Source organism: Streptomyces sp. HUAS MG56 (genome assembly GCF_058673395.1).
The window spans coordinates 1,589,538-1,613,105 of record NZ_CM178722.1; the positions used below are offsets into that span (position 1 = coordinate 1,589,538).

A 23,568-nucleotide genomic window follows, 5' to 3' on the forward strand; every position below is an offset into this window, starting at 1 on the left:
GCGGCGCGGGGAGCGCGCCGTGCGGGCCTGTGCCGCGGGGCGAAACGAAGGTGCAGAGTGCTGGGGCCGGACAGGGGCAGCCGTCGACTGCCGCTGGGGCGCGTCCGCCGCTATGGTGGACACAACCGGACAACTGTCCGTTACCTGAGAACGTACCGGACAGTTGTCCGCTTAGCAAGGGTGGGTTCGCGCCACGAACCCATGAGGAGGACGAGTGCCGCAGCAGCAGGGCTCACCCCGGCGCTCGGACGCGCAGCGCAACCGCGAGCGCATACTCGAAGTCGCACTCGTCGAACTGTCGCGGTGCGCGGACGCACCGCTGAGCGTGATCGCCAAGAAGGCCGGCGTCGGGCAGGGCACGTTCTACCGCAACTTCCCCAACCGCGAGTCGCTCGTGCTGGAGATCTACCGCCACGAGATGCAGCAGGTCGCCGACAGCGCGATCCAGCTGCTGGAGACCCGGCCCCCCGACGAGGCCCTGCGCGCGTGGATGGACCGGCTCGCCGAGTTCGCCATGACCAAGGCCGGGCTGGCCGACGCGATCCGCCAGGCGACCAGCACCCCGGGAGGACCGGTGAAGCCGCCGCCCACCCCGGTGGCGAGGGCGGCGGGCCTCCTGCTCCGCGCCGGGCAGGACGCCGGCACCGTCCGCCCCGGCATCACCGCGGACGACTTCCTCCTCGCCATCGCGGGCCTGTGGCAGCTCGACCCGCACGACGACTGGGCGCCCCGGGCCGCCCGCCTCCTCGACCTGGTCATGGCGGGCCTGCGCACGCGGCCCGTCGGCGCCTGAGCAGCGCCCGACAGCCGCGCTCTGGCCGGAAGTCATCAGCCGTGCCGCCGTCGGGCCTAGAGTCGGACGGTGTCCGGGTGATCTCGTCGGAAGGGCCTGACTACAGTGGCGGACAAGCAAGTTGTCATCGTGACCGGCGGGGGCTCGGGCATCGGGGAGGCCACGGCCCGGCTGCTGTGCGAGGGCGGGCACCAGGTGGTCGTCTCGGGCCGCCGCGCCGAGCCCCTGCACCGCCTGGCGCGGGAGACCGGGGCGCTGGCGTACCCGTCCGACATCGGGGCGCCCGACACGGCCGACGGTCTCGTCCGGGCGGCCCTGGAGGCACATGGACGGCTCGACGGGGTGGTCCTGAACGCGGGGATCGGGCGCGGCGGAGCCGTGGGCGACCTGGACCTCGGCGACTGGGACGAGGTGATGCGCACCAACGTCACTGGGCCCATGCTCCTGCTGCGCGCCGCGATTCCGCACCTGCTGGAGTCCAAGGGGGCGGTGGTCGCCGTCGCTTCGGTGTCCGCCCTGCGCAACGGCACCCGCAACGCCGCCTACGCCACGTCCAAGGCGGCCCTGCTCCAGCTGTGCCGCTCCGTGGCCGTGGACTACGGGCGTGCGGGGGTGCGCGCCAACATCGTGTGCCCCAGCTGGGTCCGTACCGAGATGGCCGACCGCCGCATGGCCCGGTTCGCGCAGGAGGCGGGCCTGGGGGACGCGGGAGCGGAGGCCGCCTACACGGAGGCGACCCGGCTGATGCCGCTCGGGCGACCGGGTGAGCCGCGGGAAGTCGCGGAGGCGATCGACTGGCTGCTGTCCCCGGCGGCGTCGTACGTCAACGGCTCGGTGCTCACGGTGGACGGCGGCACGACGGCCCTGGATCCGGGCACGCTGGCATTCGACTTCCACATCGCGCCACGGGGCGACGACACCCTCTAGGGGAAGGACACCGCCTAGCCGCCCACCAGCGCGCCGACCAGGCGCGTCATGGCCGGACGGGGGTCGGGTGTGCCCGGCCGGCTGGTCATCAGCAGGTGGTGGGCGGCGCCGACGAGGGCGAGGGCGGCCGAGTCGGGGTCGACGGTCCGTGCCACGCGGCCGAGCCGCCGTTCGGCCTCCAGATAGCCGGTGACCGCCTTCTGGATCGCGTCGAAGCCGGGCGCCCCGCCCTCCAGCGCCTCACGGATGCGCAGCGCGGCCCCGGACCGGGTCATGGCGAGGCCGGAGATCGCCGGGCCTCCGGAGTCGAACAGGGCGAGGGCGACGGCTTCGAGGTTTTGGGCCACGGCGCCCTGCCCCACCCGGTCCGACAGCGACCGCGCCTTGGCGGCCGTACGGGCGAAGCGGTCGACGCACAGCTCGGCGACGAACTCGTCCATGCCCGCGAAATGCGTGTGCAGCAGCCCCTTGGCACAGCCGGCCTCGGTGGTGACGGCCCGGCTGGTGAGGGCCCCGGGGCCGTCCCTCTCCACGACGCGCTCGGCGGCGGCGAACAACTGCTCGCGCACGTCCGGCGTCGCCACTCCCCGCGGTGCCATGGGCCTCTCTTCCGTCCGGAATCCGCCGCTCATGCGACACGCAACCGCCTTGATGGTAACGGACATTGCGGGTTTGGGCGTATGCCCATACTGTTTGGGCGTACGCCCATTCTCCGCCGCCCACCGTAGGAGGGACCCGTGTCCGACATCGTCAACACGGAGCAGGCACAGGCATGGAACGGCCCGGAAGGCACCCACTGGGCCCGCAACCAGGACCGTTGGAACGCCGTGAACGGCGGCTTCGACGCCCCCCTCCTCGACGCCGCGGCCCCCACCGCGTCCCACCGCGTCCTGGACATCGGCTGCGGCGCCGGGCGGACCACACGCCTCGCCGCGCTCAGGGCACCGCAGGGGCATGCGACGGGCGTCGACCTGTCCGGCCCCATGCTGGCCGAGGCGCGGGCCCGCGCTGAGCGGGAGGGCGTCGCCAACGTCTCCTTCGTCCAGGGCGACGCGCAGGTCCACGCCTTCGAGGCGGGCTCTTTCGACGTGGCGATCAGCCGCTACGGGGTGATGTTCTTCGCCGACCCGGTGGCCGCGTTCACCAACATCGCCCGGGCCCTGGCCCCCGGTGGCAGGCTGGCGTTCGTCTGCCCGGCCGACGCCGCACGCAACGACTGGGTGGTGGCCGTGGCCGCGCTCCGGGGCATCCTGCCGGTCGGTGACTTCGGCCGGCCGGGGCTGCCCGGCATGTTCTCCCTGGCCGACCCCGACCACATCCGCGCCGTGCTCAGCGCCGCCGGGTTCACCGCCGTCACCGTCAACCAGGCCCAGGCGTACGGCGACTGGGGACAAGGAGCCGGGGACGCGGCGGACTTCCTCCTCGGCACCGGCCCCGGCCGCCACCTGACGTCCCAGGCCGACACGCCGACCCGGGCCCGCGCCCGCGACACGCTCGTCGCCCAGCTGCGCACCCACGAGGCCGCCGACGGCACGGTCCGCCTGCGCAGCACCGCCTGGCTCGTCACGGCGGACCGCTGACCAGCACCGTCGGCCGATGACTTCGGGCCGGCGCGCAGGCGTGCGGGGCGCGCAGGTACGGCGCCGTGTTCTGCCGTGGGCCGAGACGCTCGCCTCCTCACCTCCACCGGCGGCAGGATCGTCCCATGCAGACGACCTTCGTTCTCGTGCACAGCCCGTCCGTGGGCCCGTCGACCTGGCGTCCCGTGGCCGAGCACCTGCTGGCCACGGGGCACCGGGTACACGTACCGTCCCTGCTGCACATCGGCACCGGTGAGCCGCCGTTCTGGCCACGCGTCGCCGAGGCGGTCCTGGACGACGTACGGCACGTGCCGGCCGCCAGCCCGCTCGTGCTGGTGGCGCACAGCAACGCGGGCCTGTTCCTCCCGGCGATCCGCGCGGCGCTCGACCGTCCGGTGGCCGCGTCGGTCTTCGTGGACGCGGCGCTGCCGGCCCGCACCGGAGCGACCCCGGTCGCCGCACCGGAACTGCTGGACTTCCTGCGTCCCCTGGCCGTGGACGGCAGGCTGCCGCGCTGGACCGACTGGTGGGAGGAGGCGGACGTCGCGCCCATGTTCGCCGATCCGACGGTGCGGCGGACCGTCGTCGAGGAGCAGCCCACCCTGCCGCTGTCCTACTACGAGCAGCGGATCCCGGTCCCTGCCGGCTGGGACGACCACCCCTGTTCCTATCTGCTGTTCGGCCCTCCGTACGAGGATCTCGCCACCGAGGCGGGCGCCCGTGGCTGGCGCGTGGCCCGCCTGCCCGGCGCGCACCTGCACCAGATCGTCGATCCCGCCGGCACGGCCCGCCATCTGGTCGAGCTGGCCGCCGTGGCGTGATGCGTCGACGCCGCGTGTTTCCGAACCGGCCGTCCTGTCACATCAGTTGGGGTTGTCGCCGTCGGTGAGGGTCTCCCAGGCCACGAAGAGGTTGTCGGTGCCGGCGGGGCGGTTCCGCTCGGTCAGCGTCTGGGTGTTGGTCATGGCGATGCCCAGGCGGTTGTGCAGGGCGTTGTAGCCGACCTCGGTGACGGGACCGAGGCCGAGCTTGAGGGATCCGCCGCACAGCCAGCTCGGGACGGCGGCGCCGAGCTCGTACCTGGACTGGAAGCCGAGCGCCTGCCGCAGCCGTTCGCCGACGTCGGTGCCGTAGAGGTCCTGCCCCTGGATGCGGCTGGTCTCGGCGACGTGCGAGATGGCCGAGATGCCGTATCCGGTGTGGGTGAAGTCGCGGCAGGTCTCCTGGGTCAGTCCGGTCACGAAGGTGGACTGGCCCTGCCAGTACGAGACGATCTTGTCACGGGTGTTCAGGTTCTGGCTCGGCACGGTCTTCGGCAGGGCACCGTCGGAGGAGAGGTACACATAGGCCGCGGTGCGGGTGCGGAACCGGGCCATGGCCGAGTCGTAGGACGCCTTGTCCTCCAGGAAGACCGAGATGCCGACGGCGGCCTCCATCATCGTCAGCTCCCAATTGCCGTTGGAATTGGAGCCGTTGATGATCTTGGGCAGGTAGACGGTGCGCAGCAGGGTGGCGAAGCGGCCGGAGTCGGCCCAGGTCCCGGTGTACGTGTACTTGATCAGCTCGGCGGCCTTGGCCCAGGAGGCGCCGGCCCAGGCCGTCTGCAGGGGCGCGTTGCTGTTGGTGTGGTCCGTGAGCGTGGCGGACCAGGCGTCCATCAGCTCGATCGCCTTCTTCGCGTACCGGTCGTCCCGGGTGACGTACCAGGCGAGCGCGTCGGTGTACGCGGCGATGGCGTCCTCGCGCTCGTCCGTGCAGCCGTAGTCGGGGTTGGAGTAGGGACCGCACTCGACGACGGCGCGGGGCTTGGCCGTGCGGCTGAGGCTCGCGTACGGGCTCGCCGTCATCTGGTCGTACGCGCCCTTCCAGGGCTGGGCGCCGGCGAGCACCTTGGCGCGCGCGAAGTCGAGTTGGGCGCGCGAGACGGTGACGCCGGGGTGCGCGAAGGCGGTGGGGGCGGCCTGTGCCCGCTGGGCGCCGGGCCAGGAGAGCAGTCCGGCGGTCAGCAGGGCGGCGGCTGCGGCAAGTGCGAGGGTGGGGCGCCTGGACGTGCGGCGACGTCGAGCGGGTATGGGGGTGTCCTGCATGAGACCCGTCCTCATATGTGAACAGCAGGCGGCAGCTTGAACTTTGCGCTGACCGACGACCATAGGTACGGACCAGACGGTCGTCAAGGGGCGGGAATCCGCGGGGCGTTCGACGTCCGCCTGCCTGGAACAGGACTGCCCCCCGGTTCAGGCGGGCAGGTTGAGCTGCCAGGAGACGCCGAACCGGTCGTTCACCCAGCCGAACTTGGGGCTGAAGCCGTACTCACCCAGCGGCATCAGCTCGGTGCCGTTCTCAGCGAGGGCCGTGAAGAGACGGTCGATCTCGGCGTCGTTGTCGCACTGCACGAAGAGCGACACCGAGGGGGTGAAGGTGAAGTCGTGCCGTGCGGGGCTGTCGATGCACATGAACTGCTGACCGGCGAGCGAGAACGTCGCGTGCCGCACGCTCCCCTCCTTGCCGGGACCGCCGGAACCGTAGCGGGTGAGGTGCACGACCTCGGCGTCGTCGAAGAGCGAGACGTAGAAGGTCATCGCCTCCTCGGCGTCACCCTCGAACATCAAGAACGTGGTGATCTTCTGCGACGACGCGAACTCCATGCCGCTCGCTCCTTCGGCGTTGTGAGGTGTCCGGCAGGCGGCCATGCTATCCGGGCGCCGCGCCCTATCTGATGATTCGTCACCTTGTGGGCACTCGGCCGCGCGGGACGTCCTCCCGGGGCGGCGCTGACGGAGCGACCGCGCGCCACGCGTTCACCACCTGTGTACCAGTGAGCCCTCCGCACCTCCCCTCCGGTCCTCGCGCCCGTGTGCACCGCGCGGGCAGCCGGGTACGTACTAGTCTGCGTCCCTTCAAAATCGGACATGGAGCGTCATGGGGCCCACTGCACAACCACTGCCGCAGGTGCGCGGGCGGGAAGCACAGCTGGCACAGATCGGTGCCCGTCTGCACACCGTGACGGACACCCGGCGGAGCAGGATCCTGCTGGTGGAAGGGGCACCGGGCGCGGGCAAGACCCGGCTGCTCGTCGAGGCCGCCGCGCTCGCCGGTGCGATGGGCTTCTCGGTCGTCGACGGCGTCCCCCGCGCTTCCGACACCGTCTCCAGGGCGGCTCCGCACCCGCCGCCCCTGTCCCGCACGGTCGAGGACGGGTTCCACACCCAGCGGGCCTCCATCGCCATCGAGGCCGCACGGGCGCTGCTGCGCAACAGGACGGAGCCGGTCCGCACCGTCGTCACGCTCGACGATCTGCATCTGGCGAACCTCCCCGACCTGGCGGTGCTGTGCGACCTCGTCGCGGGCCTCGGCGGCCGGCCGATCCTCTGGCTGCTCGCCTTCACCCCGGACAGCCGCGCCACGCCCTACGAGTCGGCGCCGGGCTGCCTCGGCAGGCTGCGCGGCAGGCTCCCGATGGAGCACCTGCGGCAGCTGGGCCCGCTCTCGGGCGACGCGCTGAGCCTGCTGGTCGCCGACTGCGCAGGAGCCGCCCCCGACGCGGGGCTCCTCGCCCTGGCGGAGAGTGTCAACGACACTCCCCGGGCGGTGATCGAGCTGGTGCGCGGCCTCGTGGAGGACGGTGACTTATGTGTGGTCGACGGCACTTCACGATTGCAGCCCGCGGCGACGGGCGGCGCCCGCGGCGGGTCCGACGTGTGTCTGCCGGCACCGGTGCCCAAGCGCTTCTCCGCCCTGGTCCAGAAGGATCTCAGGTCGCTCTCCGAGGTCACGACGAGAGCGCTCAGACTGGCGGCCGTGCTCGGTTCGCCGTTCGCTCCGGAGGATCTGTCGGCCCTGCTCGGCGAGGCGCCGGTGGGCCTGCTGGCGGCGGTGGACGAAGCGGTCGACCGGGGGCTCCTCGTCTGCGGCGAGCGCGATCTGGCGTTCCGCAGCGAGCCCGTCTGGCGGGTCCTGCTCGACTCCGTGCCGCCGCCCCTGTGCGCGCTGCTGCGCCGGCAGGCGGCGGAGATGCTGCTGTCGCGACCGGGCGGCATCGAGCGCGCCGCGCTCCAGTTGGTGCACGTCGCCCAGCCCGGCAACGCGGAGGCGCTGCGCATCATCGCCGAGGGATCCCAGCGGCTGCTGGCCACCGATCCCTCGCTCGCCGCCTCGCTCGCGACCCGCGGCATGGAGCTGCTGCCTCCCGGCCAGGCCGGGCGCGTCCGCCTCGCGAAGACCGCGGTCGACGCGTTCACCAGGGCGGGCAGCCTGGACCGGGCCATCGCCCTGGCCAAGGACACGATCGACGAGGCGGCCCGCCTCTCCGTTCCGCTGCCGGCCGAACTCACCGCCGACATCGCCTCGTTGCGGGCGTCCATGTCCGCCGCGCTGCTTCTGCTGGGCAACGCACCGCTGGCGTACCAGGCCGCCCGCGACGCGCTCGCGGTGCAGCGGGGCGGCCTCCAGCTCCGGGACGCCGTGCTCACCCATCTCGCCGCCTCCTATCTGAACGGCGACAGCACCGCGGCCCAACGGGCCCGGAACATCCTCAGCGCGCCCGACCGGCACGCGTGGGCCGTGCAGATCGGTGCGATGACCTTCCAGGCCTTCACACAGTGGCGTGAGGGCCATGTGGCCGACGCGGTGGCGATACTGCGCCAGGCCGCCGCGCTCGACCAGGGAGGCGAGGACGTACCGTTCCTCGATCCGCGCTGGTTCCTCGCCTTCACCCTCACCAGGATCGACGAGTACGAGGAGGCCACGGCCGTCGTCGAGTCCTTCGCCCGGACGGTCGTCCCGGGCGCGCGGACGCTGGCCGCCACCCTCCCGGCGGTGCTCCGGGCGCCGTTGCACCTCGCCCAGGGCCGGCTGGACGAGGCCGAGGCGGCGGCGAAGGCCGGTGTGAGCCTGGACGGCCCGAGTGTGCCGATGCTCGCCCCGCAGGCCTGGCTGGTGCTGGCGGACGCCGCGCTGCGCCGCGGGGAACTCGCCCAGGCCCAGGGGCACATCGCGACGCTGGAGAAGGACTTCCCGCAGCATCCGCACAGCCCCTGGTGGGCCGCACGCCTGCTGTTGAACGCGCAGGTGGCCGAGGCGCAGGCGGACTCCACGGTGGCCGCGGACGTCCTGGCCGAGATCGGGACGCATCCCGGCGCGTTCCGCGAACTCGTGCTGGAGGACTCGGGTGCCGCGGCGTGGTGCGTGCGCTGTGCGCTGGCGGCGGACCTGCCGGAGCTGGCGCGGACGGTGGTCGAGACGACGGAGTACCTGCGCGCCCACAATCCGCGGGTGCCCTCGGTGGTCGCCGCGGCCACCCATGCGCGCGCTCTCGCCGAAGGTGACGCGGAGGCCCTGGCCCGGGCGGCTCGGCTGCACCGCAATCCGTGGGCGCGCGCCGCGGCGGCCGAGGACCACGCGGGCGTGCTGCTCGATCGCGGTGACCACGAGCGTGCGATCGGCGAGCTGAACCGGGCGATGGGCGCGTACGGCGGCCTCGGCGGCGAGCGGGACGCCGCGCGGGTGCGGGCCGGGCTGCGCCGGCTCGGGGTCCGGCGCCGCCACTGGACCCAGGCGAAGCGCCCGGTGTCCGGCTGGGAGAGCCTCACCGACACGGAACGGAAGGTGGCGGAACTGGTGGCCGGCGGCCTCACCAACCGGCAGGCCGCGCGCCACCTGTTCGTCTCCCCGCACACGGTGGGCTTCCATCTCCGGCAGATCTACCGCAAGTTGGGGATCCGCTCCCGTACGGCCCTGGTCCAGTTCAAGGAGTAGCGCGCCCGGTCAGGGCTCCCTGAGCGGTTCCCACCACGCGCGGTGCGTGGCGTACCAGTCGACGGTCTCGGCCAGGCCCCGCTCGAACTCGATCCGGGGTGCGTAGCCGAGGGCCCGCAGCTTGCCGTCGGCCAGGGAGTAGCGGCGGTCATGGCCCTTGCGGTCCGGCACCCGCGCGACGCGCGGCCAGTCGGCGTCGAGCGCGTCGAGCAGCCGGGCGGTCAGTTCGAGGTTGGTCAGCTCGGCGGTCCCGGCGATGTGGTAGACCTCGCCGGGCTCGCCGCGCTCGGCGACCAGCCGTACGGCCCGGCAGTGGTCGTCGACGTGGAGCCAGTCACGGACGTTGCCGCCGTCGCCGTACAGCGGGACGTCCAGGCCGTCGAGCAGGCGGGTGACGAACAGCGGGACGACCTTCTCGGGGTACTGGTAGGGGCCGTAGTTGTTGCCGCAGCGGGTGATGCTGACCGGCAGTCCGTGGGTGCGTGCGTAGGCGAGCGCTATCAGGTCACCGCCCGCTTTGGCGGCGGCGTACGGGGAGTTGGGGCCGAGCGGGGCCGTCTCGTCCCAGGAGCCGGTCTCGATGCTGCCGTACACCTCGTCGGTGGAGACCTGGACGATCCTCGGGGTGCCCGCGTCGAGGCAGGCCCGCATGAGGGTCTGGACGCCCAGGACGTTGCTGCGGACGAAGGCGTCGGCGTCGGCGATGGAGCGGTCGACGTGCGACTCGGCGGCGAAGTTGACGACGAGGTCGTGGCCGGGCACCACCTCGGCGAGCAGTTCGGGGTCGCAGATGTCGCCGTGGACGAAGGTGCAACGGCCGCGGACCGGCGCCAGGTTCGCCGGGTTCCCGGCGTACGTCAGCTTGTCGAGCACGGTCAGCTCGGCCTCGTCGGCGTGGCTGCGCACGAAGTGCGAGCCGATGAAGCCGGCGCCGCCGGTCACGAGGATCCTCATGACGCGACCCGCACCGTGCTGTGGTCACCGAGGACGAGGCGGTGGGCCCTGAGGATCCGGGGTGTCGAGGTGACCTCGACCTCGCGTCCGATCAGCGAGCGTTCGACGCGCCGCACCCCGACGATGGACGCCCCGCGCAGCACGATGGAGTACTCGACCTCGCTGTCGACCACCGCGCAGTCCCGGTCGATGGAGGTGAACGGCCCGACGTAGGAGTCACGTATCCGCGCTCCGGCCCCCACCACCGCCGGGCCGACGATCCGTGACCCGGTGACGGTCGCGCCCCGCTCGATCACCACCCGGCCGATCAGTTCGCTGGAGTGGACCTCACCGGCACAGTCGGCCGTGACGCCGTCGAGGACGAGGCGGTTGACCTCCAGCATGTCGTCGACGTTGCCGGTGTCCTTCCAGTATCCGGAGACGACGGTGGAGTCCACCCGGCAGCCCGAGTCGATCAGCTCCTGGAGGGCGTCGGTGATCTCCAGCTCGCCCCGCCACGACGGCTTGAGCACGGACACCGCGTCGTGCACGCGGGGTGTGAACAGGTAGACGCCGACCAGCGCGAGGTCGCTCCTCGGCTGCTCCGGCTTCTCCTCCAGCCGGACGGCCCGGCCGTGCCCGTCCAGTTCGACCACGCCGAAGGCGCGTGGGTCCGACACCCGGGTCAGCATGATCTGGGCGTCCGGGCGGCTCGCCCGGAAGCGGTCCACGATCGCGCTGATGCCGCCGACGATGAAGTTGTCGCCGAGGTACATCACGAAGTCGTCGTCGCCGAGATAGTCCCGGGCGGTGCGCACCGCGTGGGCCAGGCCCAGCGGTGCCTCCTGCGGCAGGTAGGTTACGTCGAGGCCGAAGCGCGAGCCGTCGCCGACCGCGGACTCGATCTCGGCGGCCGTGTCGCCGACGACGATGCCGACGTCCCGGATCCCCGTCGCGGCGATCGATTCGAGACCGTAGAAGAGGACCGGTTTGTTCGCGACCGGTACGAGCTGTTTGGCCGAGGTGTGTGTGATCGGCCGGAGCCGGCGGCCGGACCCGCCGGCGAGCACGAGCGCTTTCATCGACATCCCGTCACCTGTGGGCATCCCGTCGTCTTCGGAGCAGCTTCCTCACAACAGCGTCGCGGGCAGGACGCTCAGCCGGCGGATCATCCACTCCGACTCCCACTCGACGGCCGTGGTGGTGCTCAGCCGCGCCCGCGGGAAGCGCCGCAGGAAGCCGCCCACCGCGATCTTCGCCTCCAGGCGGACCAGCGGAGCGCCGATGCAGTAGTGCATGCCGAGGCCGAAGCTGAGGTGCCCCTTGCCCTGCCGGTCCCGCTCGAAGCAGTCGGCCCCCTCGTCCGGTTCGCGGTTGGCCGCCGCGATGCTGACCTGCACGGGCGCGCCCTTGGGGATCAGATAGCCGCCGAGGTCGATGTCGGTGAGGGGGAAGCGCCAGGTGGGGTGCGGGAACGGCGGGTGCACCCGGAGGGTCTCCTCGACCCACGCCCTGATCTCGTCCTCGGTACGGGGCCGCTCCTCGGGAGGCCGGCGCAGCGCCTCGTACAGCGAGGCCGAGATGAGGCTCCCGGTCGTCTCGTAGCCGGTGATGATCATTCCCAGCGTCCAGACGATGACCTCGCCCTCGGTGACCGCCGCGTCCGTGCCGCCGGAGGAGGCCAGCAGGCCGGTGATGACGCCCTCGTCCAGCGGCTCCGGGTCGCGCACCCAGCCCTCGACCGCCCCGTACAGCGCCCCGACCGCCTCTTTGCGTGCCGGGTAGTCCGAGGAGTAGAGCATGATGTCGGTGATGCCGCGCAGCTGACGCTGGGCCTGCGGCGGCAGGCCGAGCATCTCGGAGATGAAGGCCAGCGGGATCCGGTGCGTGTAGTCCGTGACGACGTTGATCTCGGCGTCGGTCCCGGGGGCGGACCGCTCCAGTTCGTCGAGGAAGCCGTCGACCTTGACGGCGACCCGCTCGCCCCACCTCTCGGTGTTGCGCGGGCTCAGCACCGGTGCGTGCATCCGCCGGATCCGGGCGTGGTTCTCGCCGTCGCTCATGATCATGGCGCGGGCGTAGTCCGGGTCCGGCTGGGATCCCACCATCAGGCCGGGCCGGCGCATGAAGTCGGGGACCAGGGTGACGTCCTTGCCCATCTGGGGGTGGGTCAGCGCGACCTTCACCAGTTCCGGGTCGCACACCACCCAGGCGTGCCTGCCGAGGTAGGGGATGCGGACGACCGGTGCCACCTTCGCGGCGGCCAGCAGCTCCGGCATGCAGTCGAAGGGGCCCGGGTCCACGGGCATGTTGGTCTCGGGGGCCTCTTTCAGGCCCGCTTTCGTCGTGGTGTTCAACGTGTGACTCCTCCGGTGGGAACCTGGCCCGCGGAACCGGCCAGGGACTCGACAAGGTCGGCGGCCCCGCGCGGGGCGTCGCAGCCGCGGTACTCCTCGGCCAGTTCACGGGCCCGGCGCCGGTAGCGGTCGTCGTTCAGTACGGTGGTCACGGCCTCGCGCAGGCCGGCTTCGGAAACGGCCCGCCGGCCGAGCACCACCCCGGCCCCGGCCCACTTGACCCGCGCCGCGACGTCGGGCTTCTCCTCCGAGCCCGGCACGACGACGAGCGGGACGCCGTGGGCGAGGGCCGCGTTGATGCCGTTGTAGCCGCCGTTGCTGACCATCACGTCCACGTGCGGGAGCAGGTGGTGGTAGGGCACGAAGCGTTCCAGGCGGACGTTGTCCGGCAGCGGACCGAGCCGGCCGCGGTCCACGGTGCTGCCGGTGGTGACCACGACCAGGAGGTCCTGGCCGGCCAGTGCGCGCAGGGTGGGCACGAGCAGCCGGTCGACGTCGTTGGCCGTGGTGCCCTGGGTGACCAGCACCACCGGCCGCTTGTCGTGCAGTTCCGCCCACCAGCCGGGCGGGTCGAAGTGCTCCGGGGGCAGTCCGAGCAGGCCGCCCACGAAATGGGTGCCGGGGTGCAGGTCGCTGCGGGGGAACTCGAAGGACCGTACGGTGCCGAGGAGATAGAGGGCCGGCGGGCGGGCGATGTTCTCCATGGCACCTGTGCGCAGCCGGGGCAGCTTCACCCGGTCCCGGGTCCGGTCGGCCTCCTTGCGCATGTCCCGCATCACCACGTGGTCGCCGACGAACCTGAGCAGTGCGTTGCGCGCCCGGCCGACCGGTGACGCGCTCGGCAGCAGTCCGCGGCCGAGCGGGGCGGTGTCCCGACTGCCCAGGATGTAGACGGAGTTGCTCAGCCAGGCCAGCGGGATCCCGGTGTGCTCACTGGCGAAGCAGGCGCCGTAGCACATGTCGTCGGAGAGCAGGCAGTCGGCCGGGAACCGTTCGAGGACCGCCAGCAGGTCGTCCATCTGGGCCGGCGCGGTCCGGTAGAAGATGTCCCGGACGCCGGTCTTGAAGCTGGCCGTGCCGGTCAGTCCGGCGTGCCCGGGGTAGGCCTCCTCCCGGCTCTTTCCGCTGAAGTCCAGCTCCGCTCTCATGGGTTCGAAGCGGGCCCCGGCCTGCTCGACCTGTCCTTGGAAGGTCCGCCCGGTGTACCAGCGCACCTCGTGGCCGCGCCGGGCCAGTTCGCGGGCGACCTCAAGAATGCCGACGACGTGTCCTGGTGCCGGGGTGGTAGCGATCAACACGCGCATCGACGTCGCCTCCGTGGGGGGTGTGTCACCGTGCCCGCCGGACGGCCGGGCCTCCCGTGGGTCCGGCCGTCCGGCGACGCCCGCCAGTTTTCCCCTGCCTCGCGCGCTCTACTGCGGTGCGGGGCAAACCCCGCGCGATCGCGCGGGGTGACGGGTGCCCCGCCGCCCCGAGTGGGTGGGCGCGGCCCTGTCAAACCATCCGGGTGCGGGGCCCGTTGGGGGATATGGGAGCGCTACCACCCCGCAAACAATGGCCGTTGAGAAATTCCCGGCATGGCCGTTCCGGAACAGGGAAAGGCACCGGATTCATCCAGGACATGCTTCCGGGCCAGGACATCGCGCACTGGAGAGGAAACCTGTGACGAGACCCTTGCAGGAGGTTGCCGGACCGGACGGTGCCATCGGCGGGCCGAAGAACATCACTGTCATCGGCGCCGGCATCTCCGGTCTGGTGGCGGCCTATGAATTGGAGCGACTCGGACATCGCGTCCAGATCATCGAGGGCAGTGAGGAGATCGGCGGCCGTATTCACACCCATCGCTTTTCCGGCGACGCCCAGGTCCCGGGCGGCGGCCGGATTTCCGCCGGCGGTCCGGGCGGGCCGCTCGCCGAGCTGGGTGCGATGCGGATCCCGGCCGGGCACCGGCTGACCATGCACTACATCGCCGAACTGGGTTTGCAGAAGCAGGTTTCCGAGTTCCAGACACTGTTCTCCGACGAGGCCGCATATCTGCCTGTCTCTGCCGGATATCTTCGGGTGCGGGACGCGCGTGAGTCGCTGGTCGACGAGTTCGCCGCCGGGCTGCCGAGCCGTGATTACCGGGAGAACACCCTGCTGTTCGGCGCCTGGCTGGACGCGAGTCTGCGGGCCGTGGCCCCGCGCGCGTTCTACCGTGCGCTGGGCACCGAAATGGGTGTGGAACTGCTGAACCGCGTCGACCACATCGACCTCACGCCCTATCGGTGCGGCAGCACGAGGAACCGCGTCGACCTGCACGCCTTCTTCGCCGACCATCCCGAGGTGCGTACGTTCTGCCCGCCGCACCTGGAGCGTTTTCTCGACGACGTGCTGGACGAGACGAGCTCCACCATCGTGCGGCTGCGGAGTGGCATGGACGTACTCCCCCGCCGGCTCGCCGCGCGCGTCCGGGGCCGGATCTCGACCGGCCTGGAGGTCACCGGCATCGACGTCCGCGACGACGCGGTGATTCTGCGCATCCGCCAGGGCACCGGCACCCTCACCAGGATCTGCGACTACGTGGTGTGCACCATTCCGTTCACGGTGCTGCGGGGGATGCAACTGAGCGGCTTCGACCGGGAGAAGCTCGACATCATCCGGCAGACCAAGTACTGGGCGGGGACGAAGATAGCCTTCCACTGCCGGGAGGCCTTCTGGGAGAAGGACGGGATCAGCGGGGGAGCCTCCTTCACCGGCGGGCATGTGCGGCAGACCTACTACCCACCCGTCGACGGCGATCCGGCGCTCGGCGCGGTGCTGCTCGCGAGCTACACCATCGGCCCGGACGCCGAGGCGCTCGCCCGGCTGGGCGAGGCGGAGCGCAACGCGGTCGTCGCCCGCGAACTGGGCGTGATGCACCCCGAGTTGCGCGAACCGGGCATGGTGCTGGGCGTGGCCGCCCGGGCCTGGGGCACACACCACTGGTCCAGGGGAGCGGCGACGGTCCGCTGGGGCCAGGCGGCCGCCGTCCGCGAGGCGGAGCGCCGTGAGGCCGCCCGGCCGCAGAAGGGGCTCTTCTTCGCCGGCGAGCACTGCTCGTCCAAGCCCGCGTGGATCGAGGGCGCCATCGAGTCGGCGATCGACGCCGCCCACGAGATCGAGTGGTACGAGCCGCGGGCCAGCCGTGTGTTCGCCGCCTCTCGGCCGAGCCGCTCGGAGGAGTCGGCGTGAACGTCCCAAGCCGCCTTGCTCACAGGCCCGTTCACGATGCGGAAGGGAGGGTGCGCGCATGAGCGTCTTCGACCTGCCACGGCTGCACTTCCGCGGAGTGGCGACGACCCGCCTGCCCACCGGCGCCGGGAGCGGTCTCGTCGATCTGGCGACGAACACCGCTCTCACCGGCGACGGGCGGCCCTTCCCGGCGCACCGTCCGCCCGCCGAGTACCACGCCCATCTGGACCGGCTGGGGCCGCGGTTCGACGCCACGGGCCGCCCGGACCCGGCCGGGCCGTTCAGCGCGGCGAAGGGCGTGGACTTCGCGGGCAACGGGCACTTCTCGATCGACGCCCGCGTCGCCGCTGTCGAGACCGTCGCGGGCGACCTCGACACCACCGACCCGGTGGTCGGTCGCACGGTCGACATGTGGGGCCACTACAACGAGTACCTCGCCACCACGGTCAACCGAGCCCGTGTCTTCGACGTCGATCCGGCGTCCGACCGGACGACGACGCTCATGGTCGGCCGGTTCTGCTTCGGGCGCGACGGCCGCTCCCACGACGTCGGCTCCATGGTCACCGGCGCCGTCCGCGGTTTCCAACCCCCGAGATGGCACAACGCCGGGCATGTCAGCGGCGTCGGCGAGCACGTCCTGGCCGGCCGGCTGCGCCGGTCCGTGGTCCACCAGTTCGTGGTGCCCGAGGACGAGGAACTGATCTGGCTCGACGAGGCGACCGTGTCCCCGGCCGTACGGCGGCTGCGCGCGGTCGTGACCGCCGAGGAGACCGGCGGGCTGGTGGTGCAGTTCGCGCTCAGCCATCTGTCCCCGCCCGAGGCTCCCGACCAGCCGAGCCGGTGGCTGCTGCGGGGGACGGTGGCGCCCTGGCGCCCGTACGAGCCGCGCACCTATCCGGCCGGCCGCCTGCTCGTCCCGGCCCGCCGCGCATTCGGCCGGGCCCCGAGTCCCCTGCACAACCTGACGGTCGAGCTGACGGACCGGCAGGTCACCCTCAACATGATCACCGCGCTGCCCGCCCGCGCCGCGGCGCCCTCCGCCGCACCCGCGCCGCTCGACGTCGGCGACCTGGAGCTGCGCACGGCGGACAGCGACCGGCTGGTGGCGCGGGTGCCCCGGCGGGCCTACCTCGGTGCGCGGTACGCGCTGGCCGGCGGCCTGGTGACGGTCCCCGGCGAGATACCGGCGCACGCCGCGGCCGACGAGGCGCTGTGCCTGGTCGGCACCGGCGCCGGCGCTCCGGTGGTGCACCTGCGCGAGAAGGAGGTCAACATCCAGGTCGACGACGCCTGCCTCTTCCTGGAGCACCCCCGGAATCCGGACGACGCGGAGCACGACGTCGAGGTGCTCGTGCGGTCCTTCGTGCGCGGCCGGCCGCACGCGGTCGGCGGGATCGGGGTACGGCAGTTCTTCAACCCCCGGGCCCTGCCCCGCCATCCGGTCGCCCGCTCCCCCGAGGCACGCTGCCGCGACCTCGACATCGTCCGGCTGCGCGCGGGCCGGCGGGACGAGTCCGGCCCCTGGTCGAGCATGTGCGTCCTGGACACCGACCACACGGGCCACGGCTGGTTCACCCTGCGGGGCGCGGCGGCCGGCACCGCCCGGGTCCTCCTGTCGGCCGGCGCCGAGGACCTGCCGTGCGACCCGGACCTGCCCGGATCGGCGGCCCTCGGTCACGACGCGGACGACGCGCTCGGCTACTGGTCCGGCGCGGGCCATATGTCCGTACGCGTGCTCCCCGACGACTGGCGGCTGGCCGGCACCACCGAGGACGAGGCGACCTTCGAGCTGGTGTACCAGGAGGTCTTCGCGTTCTACGAACACCTCTACTCGTTCATGAAGGCGGAGGTCTTCAGCCTCGCGGACCGGTGCCGGGTGGAGACGTACGCGAAGCTGATCTGGCAGATGTGCGACCCGCGCAACAAGGCGAAGACCTACTACATGCCGCCGACCCGGGACCTGTCCGAGCCCAAGGCACGGCTTCTGCTGACGTACCTGCGGGCCCGGCAGGTGCCGGACGCGGTCCCTCTCACCGTGCCCGTGGCCCGCCGCGCCAGGGCGGGCGTCACCACCCGGGGCCGGCTCCTCCACCTGCTCCGCGAGGCCGCCACGCTCGAACTGGCCGTCATGCTCCAGTACTTGTACGCCGCCTACTCGGTACCCACGCACGGCACCGGTCTGGAGTACGTGCGGCGGGGCCGGTGGACGGACGAGCAGCTCCGGCTCGCCTGCGGCGACGGCGGCCGGACCACCGACGAGGGCGTCCGGGGCATGCTCGTGACCGTCGCCCGCGAGGAGATGATCCACTTCCTCCTCGTCAACAACATCATCACCGCGCTGGGCGAGCCGTTCCACGTGCCCCGGATCGACTTCGCCACCCTCAACCACGAACTCCCGGTCCCGCTCGACCTCTGTCTCGAACGCCTGACCCCGGGCAGCGTCGAGCGGTTCGCGCTGATCGAGCGCCCCGACGGCCTCGTCGGCGAGGTGCGGCGCGGCGACACGGCGCCGGCTCCCGCGCCGTACGACGCCGACCGCCCCACCCCCTACGCCTCGCTGAGCGAGCTGTACGCCGACATCCGGGAGGGCCTGGAACGCGTTCCGGATCTCTTCCTCGTGGCGAAGGGCAGGGGAGGCGGGGAGCACCACCTGTTCCTGCGCGAATCCGTCAACCGGCACCACCCGGACTACCAGTTGGAGGTCGACGACCTCTCCAGCGCGTTGTTCGCGATCGACATCATCACCGAGCAGGGCGAGGGAGGTGTCCTCGGCTTCGGGACCGACGCGGGCGAGGAGTCGCACCACGCCTCGTTCCTGCGGATCGCCGATCTGCTGTCCGCAGCTCAGGGCACGGCCCACCCGGGCGGCGGACGCTGGGACCCGGCCCATCCCGTCGTGCGGAACCCGACGCTCGCGGAGGGAAACCCGGCCATGGAGACCGTCACGGACCCCGACGCCCGGTCGGTCATGCGGCTGTTCAACCGCTCGTACTTCATGGCCTTGCAGCTCATGGCCCAGCACTTCGGCGAGCGCCCGGACGGGAGCCTGCGGCGGTCCGACCTGATGAACGCGGCGATCGACGTGATGGCCGGCATGATGCGCCCCTTGGCGGAGCTGCTGGTGACGCTGCCGTCGGGGCGCCGGGGCAGGACCGCCGGTCCGTCGTTCGAACTGGACGGGCAGCCGGCCCCGGTGTCCCGCCCGGACGTGGCACGGCGCGGCATCGCGCTGCGCCTGGACCACCTCACCGTGGCATGCGGCAAGTGCCCCCAAGTTCCCTCACAAATAGGCGAGTTGAGCACGTTCTGGGCTGATCGCTTCCGGCCACGCCCCTAGCCGCCACACGCGACCGCACCGCCGACCGAAGGAGACCGCATGCCCTCCCCCACGCTGCCGCGGTTCGACCTCCAGGGCTGGGACAGCAAGGACATAGCCCACCCGTACCCGGTGTACCGGCGCTACCGGGAGAGCGCGCCCGTCCATCGGCGCCCCTCGGGCACGGACCGGCCGGACACCTTCTACGTCTTCTCCTACGACGACTGCGTCCGGGTGCTGACGAGCCGGCTCTTCGGCCGGAGCGCGCGGGTGGCGTCCGGCGACGCGTCCGCGGCGTCCGTCCCGATTCCCGCCGAGTACCGGGTGCTGCGGACGCTCGTCGAGAACTGGCTGGTGTTCCTCGACCCGCCGCGCCACACCCGGTTGCGCTCCCTGCTCACCGCGGAGTTCTCGCCCTCGGTCGTCGCCGGTCTGCGGCCCCGCGTCACACGGATCGCACAGGATCTGCTGGAACGACTGGGGTCGCGGCAGCCGACCGATCTGGTCGAGGCCTTCGCGGCGCCGTTCCCCATCCTCGTCATCTCCGAACTGCTCGGCATCCCGCCGGAGCACCAGAGCTGGCTGCGGGCCAACGCCGTGGCGCTCCAGGAGGCGAGCAGCAGCAGAGCGGGAGGCGGGGCGGACGGTTATGTCCGGGCCCAGGCGGCCGCCCGGGAGTTCGCCCGCTACTTCCGGCGGGAGGTGGAGCGGCGGAGCGGGGAGGACCGCGGGGATCTGCTCACGCTCCTCGTCCGGGCCCGGGAGTCCGGCGCCCCGCTGAGCGTGGACGGGATCGTGGGTACGTGTGTCCACCTGCTCACCGCCGGACACGAGACCACCACCAACTTCCTCGCGAAGGCGGTGCTGTCGCTCCGGGCGCATCCGCGGGTGCTCGACGAGCTGCGCGCCCGGCCCGAGTTGACGCCGGGGGCGGTCGAGGAGCTGATGCGCTACGACTCGCCGGTGCAGGCCGTGACCCGGTGGGCGTACGAGGACACCCGGTTCGGGGAGCACGAGGTGCCGCGCGGCAGCCGGGTGGTGGCCCTGCTGGGCTCGGCGAACCGCGACCCGGCGCGCTTCGCGCACCCCGACGTGCTGGACGTGCACCGGAGCGCCGACCGGCATGTGGGCTTCGGGCTCGGCATCCACTACTGCCTCGGCGCGACGCTGGCCCGCGCCGAGGCCGAGATCGGCCTGCGGACGCTGCTGGACGGCGTGCCCGGGCTGAGCCGCGGCGGTCAGCAGGTCGACTACGCCGACGACATGGTGTTCCACGGCCCGAGGCGGCTGGTCCTGAGCCTGCCGTGACCCGCGGCGCCGAACCGACACCCGACGAAAGGAAGGCAACCGTGCCCGAGCAGACCGACACCAGCCCCGAGTCCGTGGGCGAGACGTACGACGCGTTCGCCGACGCGGGCACCACGAACGCCCTGGGCGGCAACATCCATGTGGGCTACTGGAAGGACGGCCAGGACATCTCCGTCGTCGAGGCCACCCACCAGCTCACCGACCTCGTGGCAGGCCGTCTCGCCCCGCGGCCGGGGCAGCGGCTTCTCGACGTGGGCTGCGGCAACGGCGTCCCGGCCCTGCGCATCGCGTCGGCGCACGAGGTGCGGGTGACCGGTGTCACCGTCAGCAGCCAACAGGTCGTCCAGGCGACGGAGTCGGCGGCGGGTTCCGAGGCCTGCGGCCGGGTCTCCTTCCAGCTCGCGGACGCCATGAAGCTCCCGTTCGAGGACGCCTTCTTCGACGGCGCCTTCGCGATCGAGTCGCTGCTGCACATGCCCGACCAGACGGCCGCCCTGACGGAGCTCCACCGGGTCGTCCGCCCCGGCGGCCGGCTCGTGGTCGCCGACCTGTGCCGACGGCTGCCGTTCACCGGCGACGACCAGGCCGTACTGGACGGCATGCTGGACGTGTACGAGATCGCCAGGATCAGCACGCCCGACGAGCAGCGGGCACAACTGGCCGAATCCGGATGGCAGTTGCTGGAGCTGACGGACATCGGCGAACAGGTCCGGGCGAGTTACGGACACGGTGCGGCCGCTTTCCGGGACATCGCCGCGATGCTCGCCGAGCCCGCCGCCGCACGGATCGGCGCCGCGGCGGACCTGCTGGAGGCGTTCGGGAAGCACCCGCACGCCGGTTACCTCCTGATCACCGCGCAGCGGCTCTGACCCGCTGCCCACCCCTTTACCCACCTCTGTTGCCCGCCTCCGTCGTCCGCAGACAGGGAGTTCTTCGATGTCGTCGTGTCTCGGCCCCCCTGCCGCCTCTCCGGCCGCCGTACGTCCCCGCGAGGACCCGGGGCTGATCGACCGTATCGCCGTGTCGGCGGCGACCCACCGCGGGGCGCAGCTGCGGACCGAGGAGGTGCACGCCTGGCTCGCCGAGCGCCGGGCGGCGGGCGAGTTCCGGGTGGAGCGGATCCCGTTCGGCGAGCTGGGCGAGTGGCGGTTCGAGCGGGGCACGGGCAATCTCGTGCATCGCAGCGGACGCTTCTTCACGGTCGAGGGCCTGCACGTGGTGGAGCACGACGGGCCGCACGGCGACGGGCCCCACCGGGAGTGGCAGCAGCCGGTCATCAGACAGCCCGAGGTGGGCATCCTGGGCATCCTGGCCAAGGAGTTCGACGGGGTGCTGCACTTCCTGATGCAGGCCAAGATGGAGCCGGGCAACCGCAATCTGCTCCAGCTGTCCCCCACCGTGCAGGCCACCCGCAGCAACTACACCCGGGCGCACCGGGGTACGGACGTCCGGCTCCTCGACCACTTCGTGCGGCCCGATCCCGACCGGGTCGTCGTCGACGTCCTCCAGTCGGAGCAGGGCTCGTGGTTCTTCCACAAGTGCAACCGCAACATGGTCGTGGAGACCACCGGCGAGGTCGCCGCGTCGGCCGACTTCCGCTGGCTCACCCTCGGTCAGATCGCCGCTCTGCTGCACGAGGACGACCTGATCAACATGAACGCGCGGAGCGTGCTGTCCTGTGTCCCGTACCCGGACACGGCGCCCGGTGCGCTGCACTCCGACGGGCGGTTGCTGTCCTGGTTCACCGGAGAGCGCTCCCGGCACGACGTGCGCGCGCAGCGCATTCCGCTCGCCGCCGTGCGCGGCTGGAAGCACGGGGTGGAGGCGATCGAGCACGAACACGGCCGCTACTTCAGGGTGGTCGCCGTCTCCGTGCGGGGCAGCAACCGCGAGAACGTCAACTGGACCCAGCCGTTGCTCGAACCCGTGGGTCCGGGGGTCGCGGCGTTCCTCGTCCGTGAGTTCGGCGGGGTGGCGCACGTGCTGGTCAACGCCCGTGCGGAGGGCGGGTTCCTGGACACGGTCGAGCTGGCCCCGACCGTGCAGTGCACGCCGGGCAACTACGCCCATCTGCCGGTGGCGGACCGGCCGCCGTTCCTCGACACGGTCCTGGGCGCCGACCCGTCGCGCATCCGCTACCAGGCGATCCAGTCGGAGGAGGGCGGGCGTTTCCTGCACGCCCGCAGCCGCTATCTCGCCGTGGACGCGGGCGCGGCCGAGGCCCCGCTCGACCCTCCCCCCGGCTTCTTCTGGGCCACCCCCGCCCAGCTCCGGGCGCTGACCCGGCACGGGCACTACCTCAACGTGCAGGCCCGCACCCTGCTGGCCTGCCTCAACGCGGTCGCGGCGCGGCCGCCGGGAAGGGACGTGACATGACGGGCACCGCACCGGCCCCCGCCCCGCTGATCAGCGTGCTCGGTGCCTCGGGCTTCGTGGGTTCGGCCGTCCTGCGCGCGCTGGCGTCGCGCCCGGTCCGGCTGCGGGCCGTGGCGCGCAGGCCGAGTCCCGTCGTCCCCGGCCCGGCCGAGATCACCGTCGTCACCGCCGACGTCACCGACCGCGCGGAGCTCGCCCGGGCGGTCGCGGGTGCGGACGTGGTGGTGCATCTGCTGCTGGGGGACGGCGGCTGGCGGGCGGCGGAGTCGGATCCGGCGGCCGAACGCGTCAACGTGGGTGTGATGCGGGACCTCGTCGACGTGCTCGGCGCACGGGGCCCGGGGCACGCCGGCGGGCCGCCCGCGCTGGTGCTGTACGGCGGTGCCGCCTCGCAGGTCGGCGTGCCGCCGCGGGAGCCGCTCGACGGCAGCGAGCCCGACCGTCCGCAGACCGCCTACGACCGGCAGAAGCTGGCGGCGGAGCAGATCCTGCTGAAGGCGACGGCCGAGGGCCGGGTGCGCGGTGTCGGGCTGCGGCTGCCCACGGTGTTCGGGGAGAGCGCGGCGGGCGGTGCCGGGGACCGCGGCGTGGTGTCGGCCATGGTGCGGCAGGCGCTCGCCGGCCGGCCGCTGACCATGTGGCACGACGGCACGGTCCGGCGCGATCTGGTCCATGTCGAGGATGTCGCCGACGCGTTCACGGCCGCGCTCGACCGCCCGGAGGCGCTGGTGGGCGGCCGCCATCTGATCGGCGCGGGCCGGGGCGACGCGCTCGGCGACGCCTTCCGGCTCATCGCGCGGACCGTGGCCGAGCGCACCGGGCGGCGCGCGGTCGCGGTGGAGTGCGTGGAGCCGCCCGCGCACGCGCCCGTGACGGACTTCCGCAGCGTGACGATCGACTCCGCCCCGTTCCGCGCGGCCACCGGCTGGCACCCGCGCATCTCCCTGCCCGAAGGGGTGCGGCGCACGGTCGACGCCCTGGCCCGGCAGCAGGACGAGCAGCACTGACATC

Annotated in this window: 18 protein-coding genes; 11 read left to right on the forward strand and 7 right to left on the reverse strand. The window is 72.4% G+C overall.

Annotated elements, in window-relative coordinates; all coding sequences use genetic code 11:
- Positions 1-214: 214 nt before the first annotated feature.
- Positions 215-793 carry a TetR/AcrR family transcriptional regulator gene (locus tag AC4OXY_RS07860; protein WP_362820044.1) on the forward strand — a complete coding sequence of 193 codons (579 nt, stop codon included), beginning with the start codon at positions 215-217 and terminating at the stop codon, positions 791-793.
- 105 nt (positions 794-898) lie between these two features.
- A complete protein-coding gene (locus AC4OXY_RS07865; protein ID WP_356031813.1) occupies positions 899-1,720 on the forward strand; it encodes an SDR family NAD(P)-dependent oxidoreductase in 822 nt (273 codons plus the stop codon).
- A gap of 14 nt (positions 1,721-1,734) precedes the next feature.
- On the opposite strand, the gene AC4OXY_RS07870 is transcribed toward AC4OXY_RS07865, so the two are convergent.
- Positions 1,735-2,319, reverse strand: a complete 585-nt coding sequence (locus tag AC4OXY_RS07870) for a TetR/AcrR family transcriptional regulator (protein ID WP_491993534.1) — start codon at positions 2,317-2,319, stop codon at positions 1,735-1,737.
- 138 nt (positions 2,320-2,457) lie between these two features.
- On the opposite strand from AC4OXY_RS07870, the gene AC4OXY_RS07875 reads away from it, so the two are divergent.
- Positions 2,458-3,300: a class I SAM-dependent methyltransferase gene (locus AC4OXY_RS07875; protein WP_491993535.1), complete on the forward strand. Its 843-nt coding sequence runs from the start codon at positions 2,458-2,460 to the stop codon at positions 3,298-3,300.
- Positions 3,301-3,425: 125 nt separating this feature from the next.
- A complete protein-coding gene (locus AC4OXY_RS07880; protein WP_491993536.1) occupies positions 3,426-4,121 on the forward strand; it encodes an alpha/beta fold hydrolase in 696 nt (231 codons plus the stop codon).
- Positions 4,122-4,163: 42 nt separating this feature from the next.
- Here AC4OXY_RS07880 and AC4OXY_RS07885 read toward each other — a convergent pair whose 3' ends face one another.
- Positions 4,164-5,387 carry an alginate lyase family protein gene (locus AC4OXY_RS07885; protein WP_491993537.1) on the reverse strand — a complete coding sequence of 408 codons (1,224 nt, stop codon included), beginning with the start codon at positions 5,385-5,387 and terminating at the stop codon, positions 4,164-4,166.
- A gap of 147 nt (positions 5,388-5,534) precedes the next feature.
- Positions 5,535-5,945, reverse strand: coding sequence for a VOC family protein (locus AC4OXY_RS07890; RefSeq protein ID WP_356031800.1), 411 nt, complete (start codon positions 5,943-5,945; stop codon positions 5,535-5,537).
- 274 nt (positions 5,946-6,219) lie between these two features.
- On the opposite strand from AC4OXY_RS07890, the gene AC4OXY_RS07895 reads away from it, so the two are divergent.
- The gene (locus AC4OXY_RS07895; protein WP_491993538.1) at positions 6,220-9,054 is read left to right on the forward strand and encodes a LuxR C-terminal-related transcriptional regulator; all 2,835 of its coding nucleotides are present in this window, start codon (positions 6,220-6,222) and stop codon (positions 9,052-9,054) included.
- A gap of 9 nt (positions 9,055-9,063) precedes the next feature.
- On the opposite strand, the gene rfbB is transcribed toward AC4OXY_RS07895, so the two are convergent.
- Genes rfbB through AC4OXY_RS07915 form a run of 4 tightly spaced genes read right to left on the reverse strand, consistent with a single transcriptional unit; the run spans position 9,064 to position 13,648 of the window.
- Positions 9,064-10,008 carry a dTDP-glucose 4,6-dehydratase gene (rfbB, locus tag AC4OXY_RS07900; protein ID WP_491993539.1) on the reverse strand — a complete coding sequence of 315 codons (945 nt, stop codon included), beginning with the start codon at positions 10,006-10,008 and terminating at the stop codon, positions 9,064-9,066.
- On the reverse strand, positions 10,005-11,069 hold the full coding sequence (locus tag AC4OXY_RS07905; RefSeq protein WP_362820114.1) for a glucose-1-phosphate thymidylyltransferase: 1,065 nt from the start codon (positions 11,067-11,069) through the stop codon (positions 10,005-10,007). The genes rfbB and AC4OXY_RS07905 overlap by 4 nt, the downstream gene beginning before the upstream one ends.
- Positions 11,070-11,117: 48 nt before the next feature.
- Positions 11,118-12,344, reverse strand: coding sequence for a cytochrome P450 (locus AC4OXY_RS07910; protein ID WP_362820052.1), 1,227 nt, complete (start codon positions 12,342-12,344; stop codon positions 11,118-11,120).
- Entirely contained in the window at positions 12,341-13,648 is a 1,308-nt protein-coding gene (locus tag AC4OXY_RS07915; protein WP_491993540.1) for a glycosyltransferase, read from the reverse strand. Before AC4OXY_RS07915 ends, AC4OXY_RS07910 begins: the two co-directional genes overlap by 4 nt.
- A gap of 358 nt (positions 13,649-14,006) precedes the next feature.
- Here AC4OXY_RS07915 and AC4OXY_RS07920 point away from each other — a divergent pair, with 358 nt between their 5' ends.
- The 6 genes from AC4OXY_RS07920 (at position 14,007) to AC4OXY_RS07945 (ending at position 23,564) form a co-directional block, all read left to right on the forward strand.
- Positions 14,007-15,557, forward strand: a complete 1,551-nt coding sequence (locus tag AC4OXY_RS07920; RefSeq protein ID WP_491993541.1) for a flavin monoamine oxidase family protein — start codon at positions 14,007-14,009, stop codon at positions 15,555-15,557.
- 58 nt (positions 15,558-15,615) lie between these two features.
- Positions 15,616-18,894: a ferritin-like domain-containing protein gene (locus tag AC4OXY_RS07925; RefSeq protein WP_491993542.1), complete on the forward strand. Its 3,279-nt coding sequence runs from the start codon at positions 15,616-15,618 to the stop codon at positions 18,892-18,894.
- A gap of 39 nt (positions 18,895-18,933) precedes the next feature.
- Positions 18,934-20,181 carry a cytochrome P450 gene (locus AC4OXY_RS07930; RefSeq protein WP_491993543.1) on the forward strand — a complete coding sequence of 416 codons (1,248 nt, stop codon included), beginning with the start codon at positions 18,934-18,936 and terminating at the stop codon, positions 20,179-20,181.
- A 41-nt stretch (positions 20,182-20,222) separates the two neighbouring features.
- Positions 20,223-21,050 carry a class I SAM-dependent methyltransferase gene (locus AC4OXY_RS07935; protein ID WP_491993544.1) on the forward strand — a complete coding sequence of 276 codons (828 nt, stop codon included), beginning with the start codon at positions 20,223-20,225 and terminating at the stop codon, positions 21,048-21,050.
- Between the two features lie 67 nt (positions 21,051-21,117).
- Complete coding sequence (locus AC4OXY_RS07940) at positions 21,118-22,557, forward strand: NDP-hexose 2,3-dehydratase family protein (protein WP_362820059.1); 1,440 nt, start codon at positions 21,118-21,120, stop codon at positions 22,555-22,557.
- On the forward strand, positions 22,554-23,564 hold the full coding sequence (locus tag AC4OXY_RS07945) for an NAD-dependent epimerase/dehydratase family protein (protein WP_491993545.1): 1,011 nt from the start codon (positions 22,554-22,556) through the stop codon (positions 23,562-23,564). Before AC4OXY_RS07940 ends, AC4OXY_RS07945 begins: the two co-directional genes overlap by 4 nt.
- Positions 23,565-23,568 lie beyond the last annotated feature (4 nt).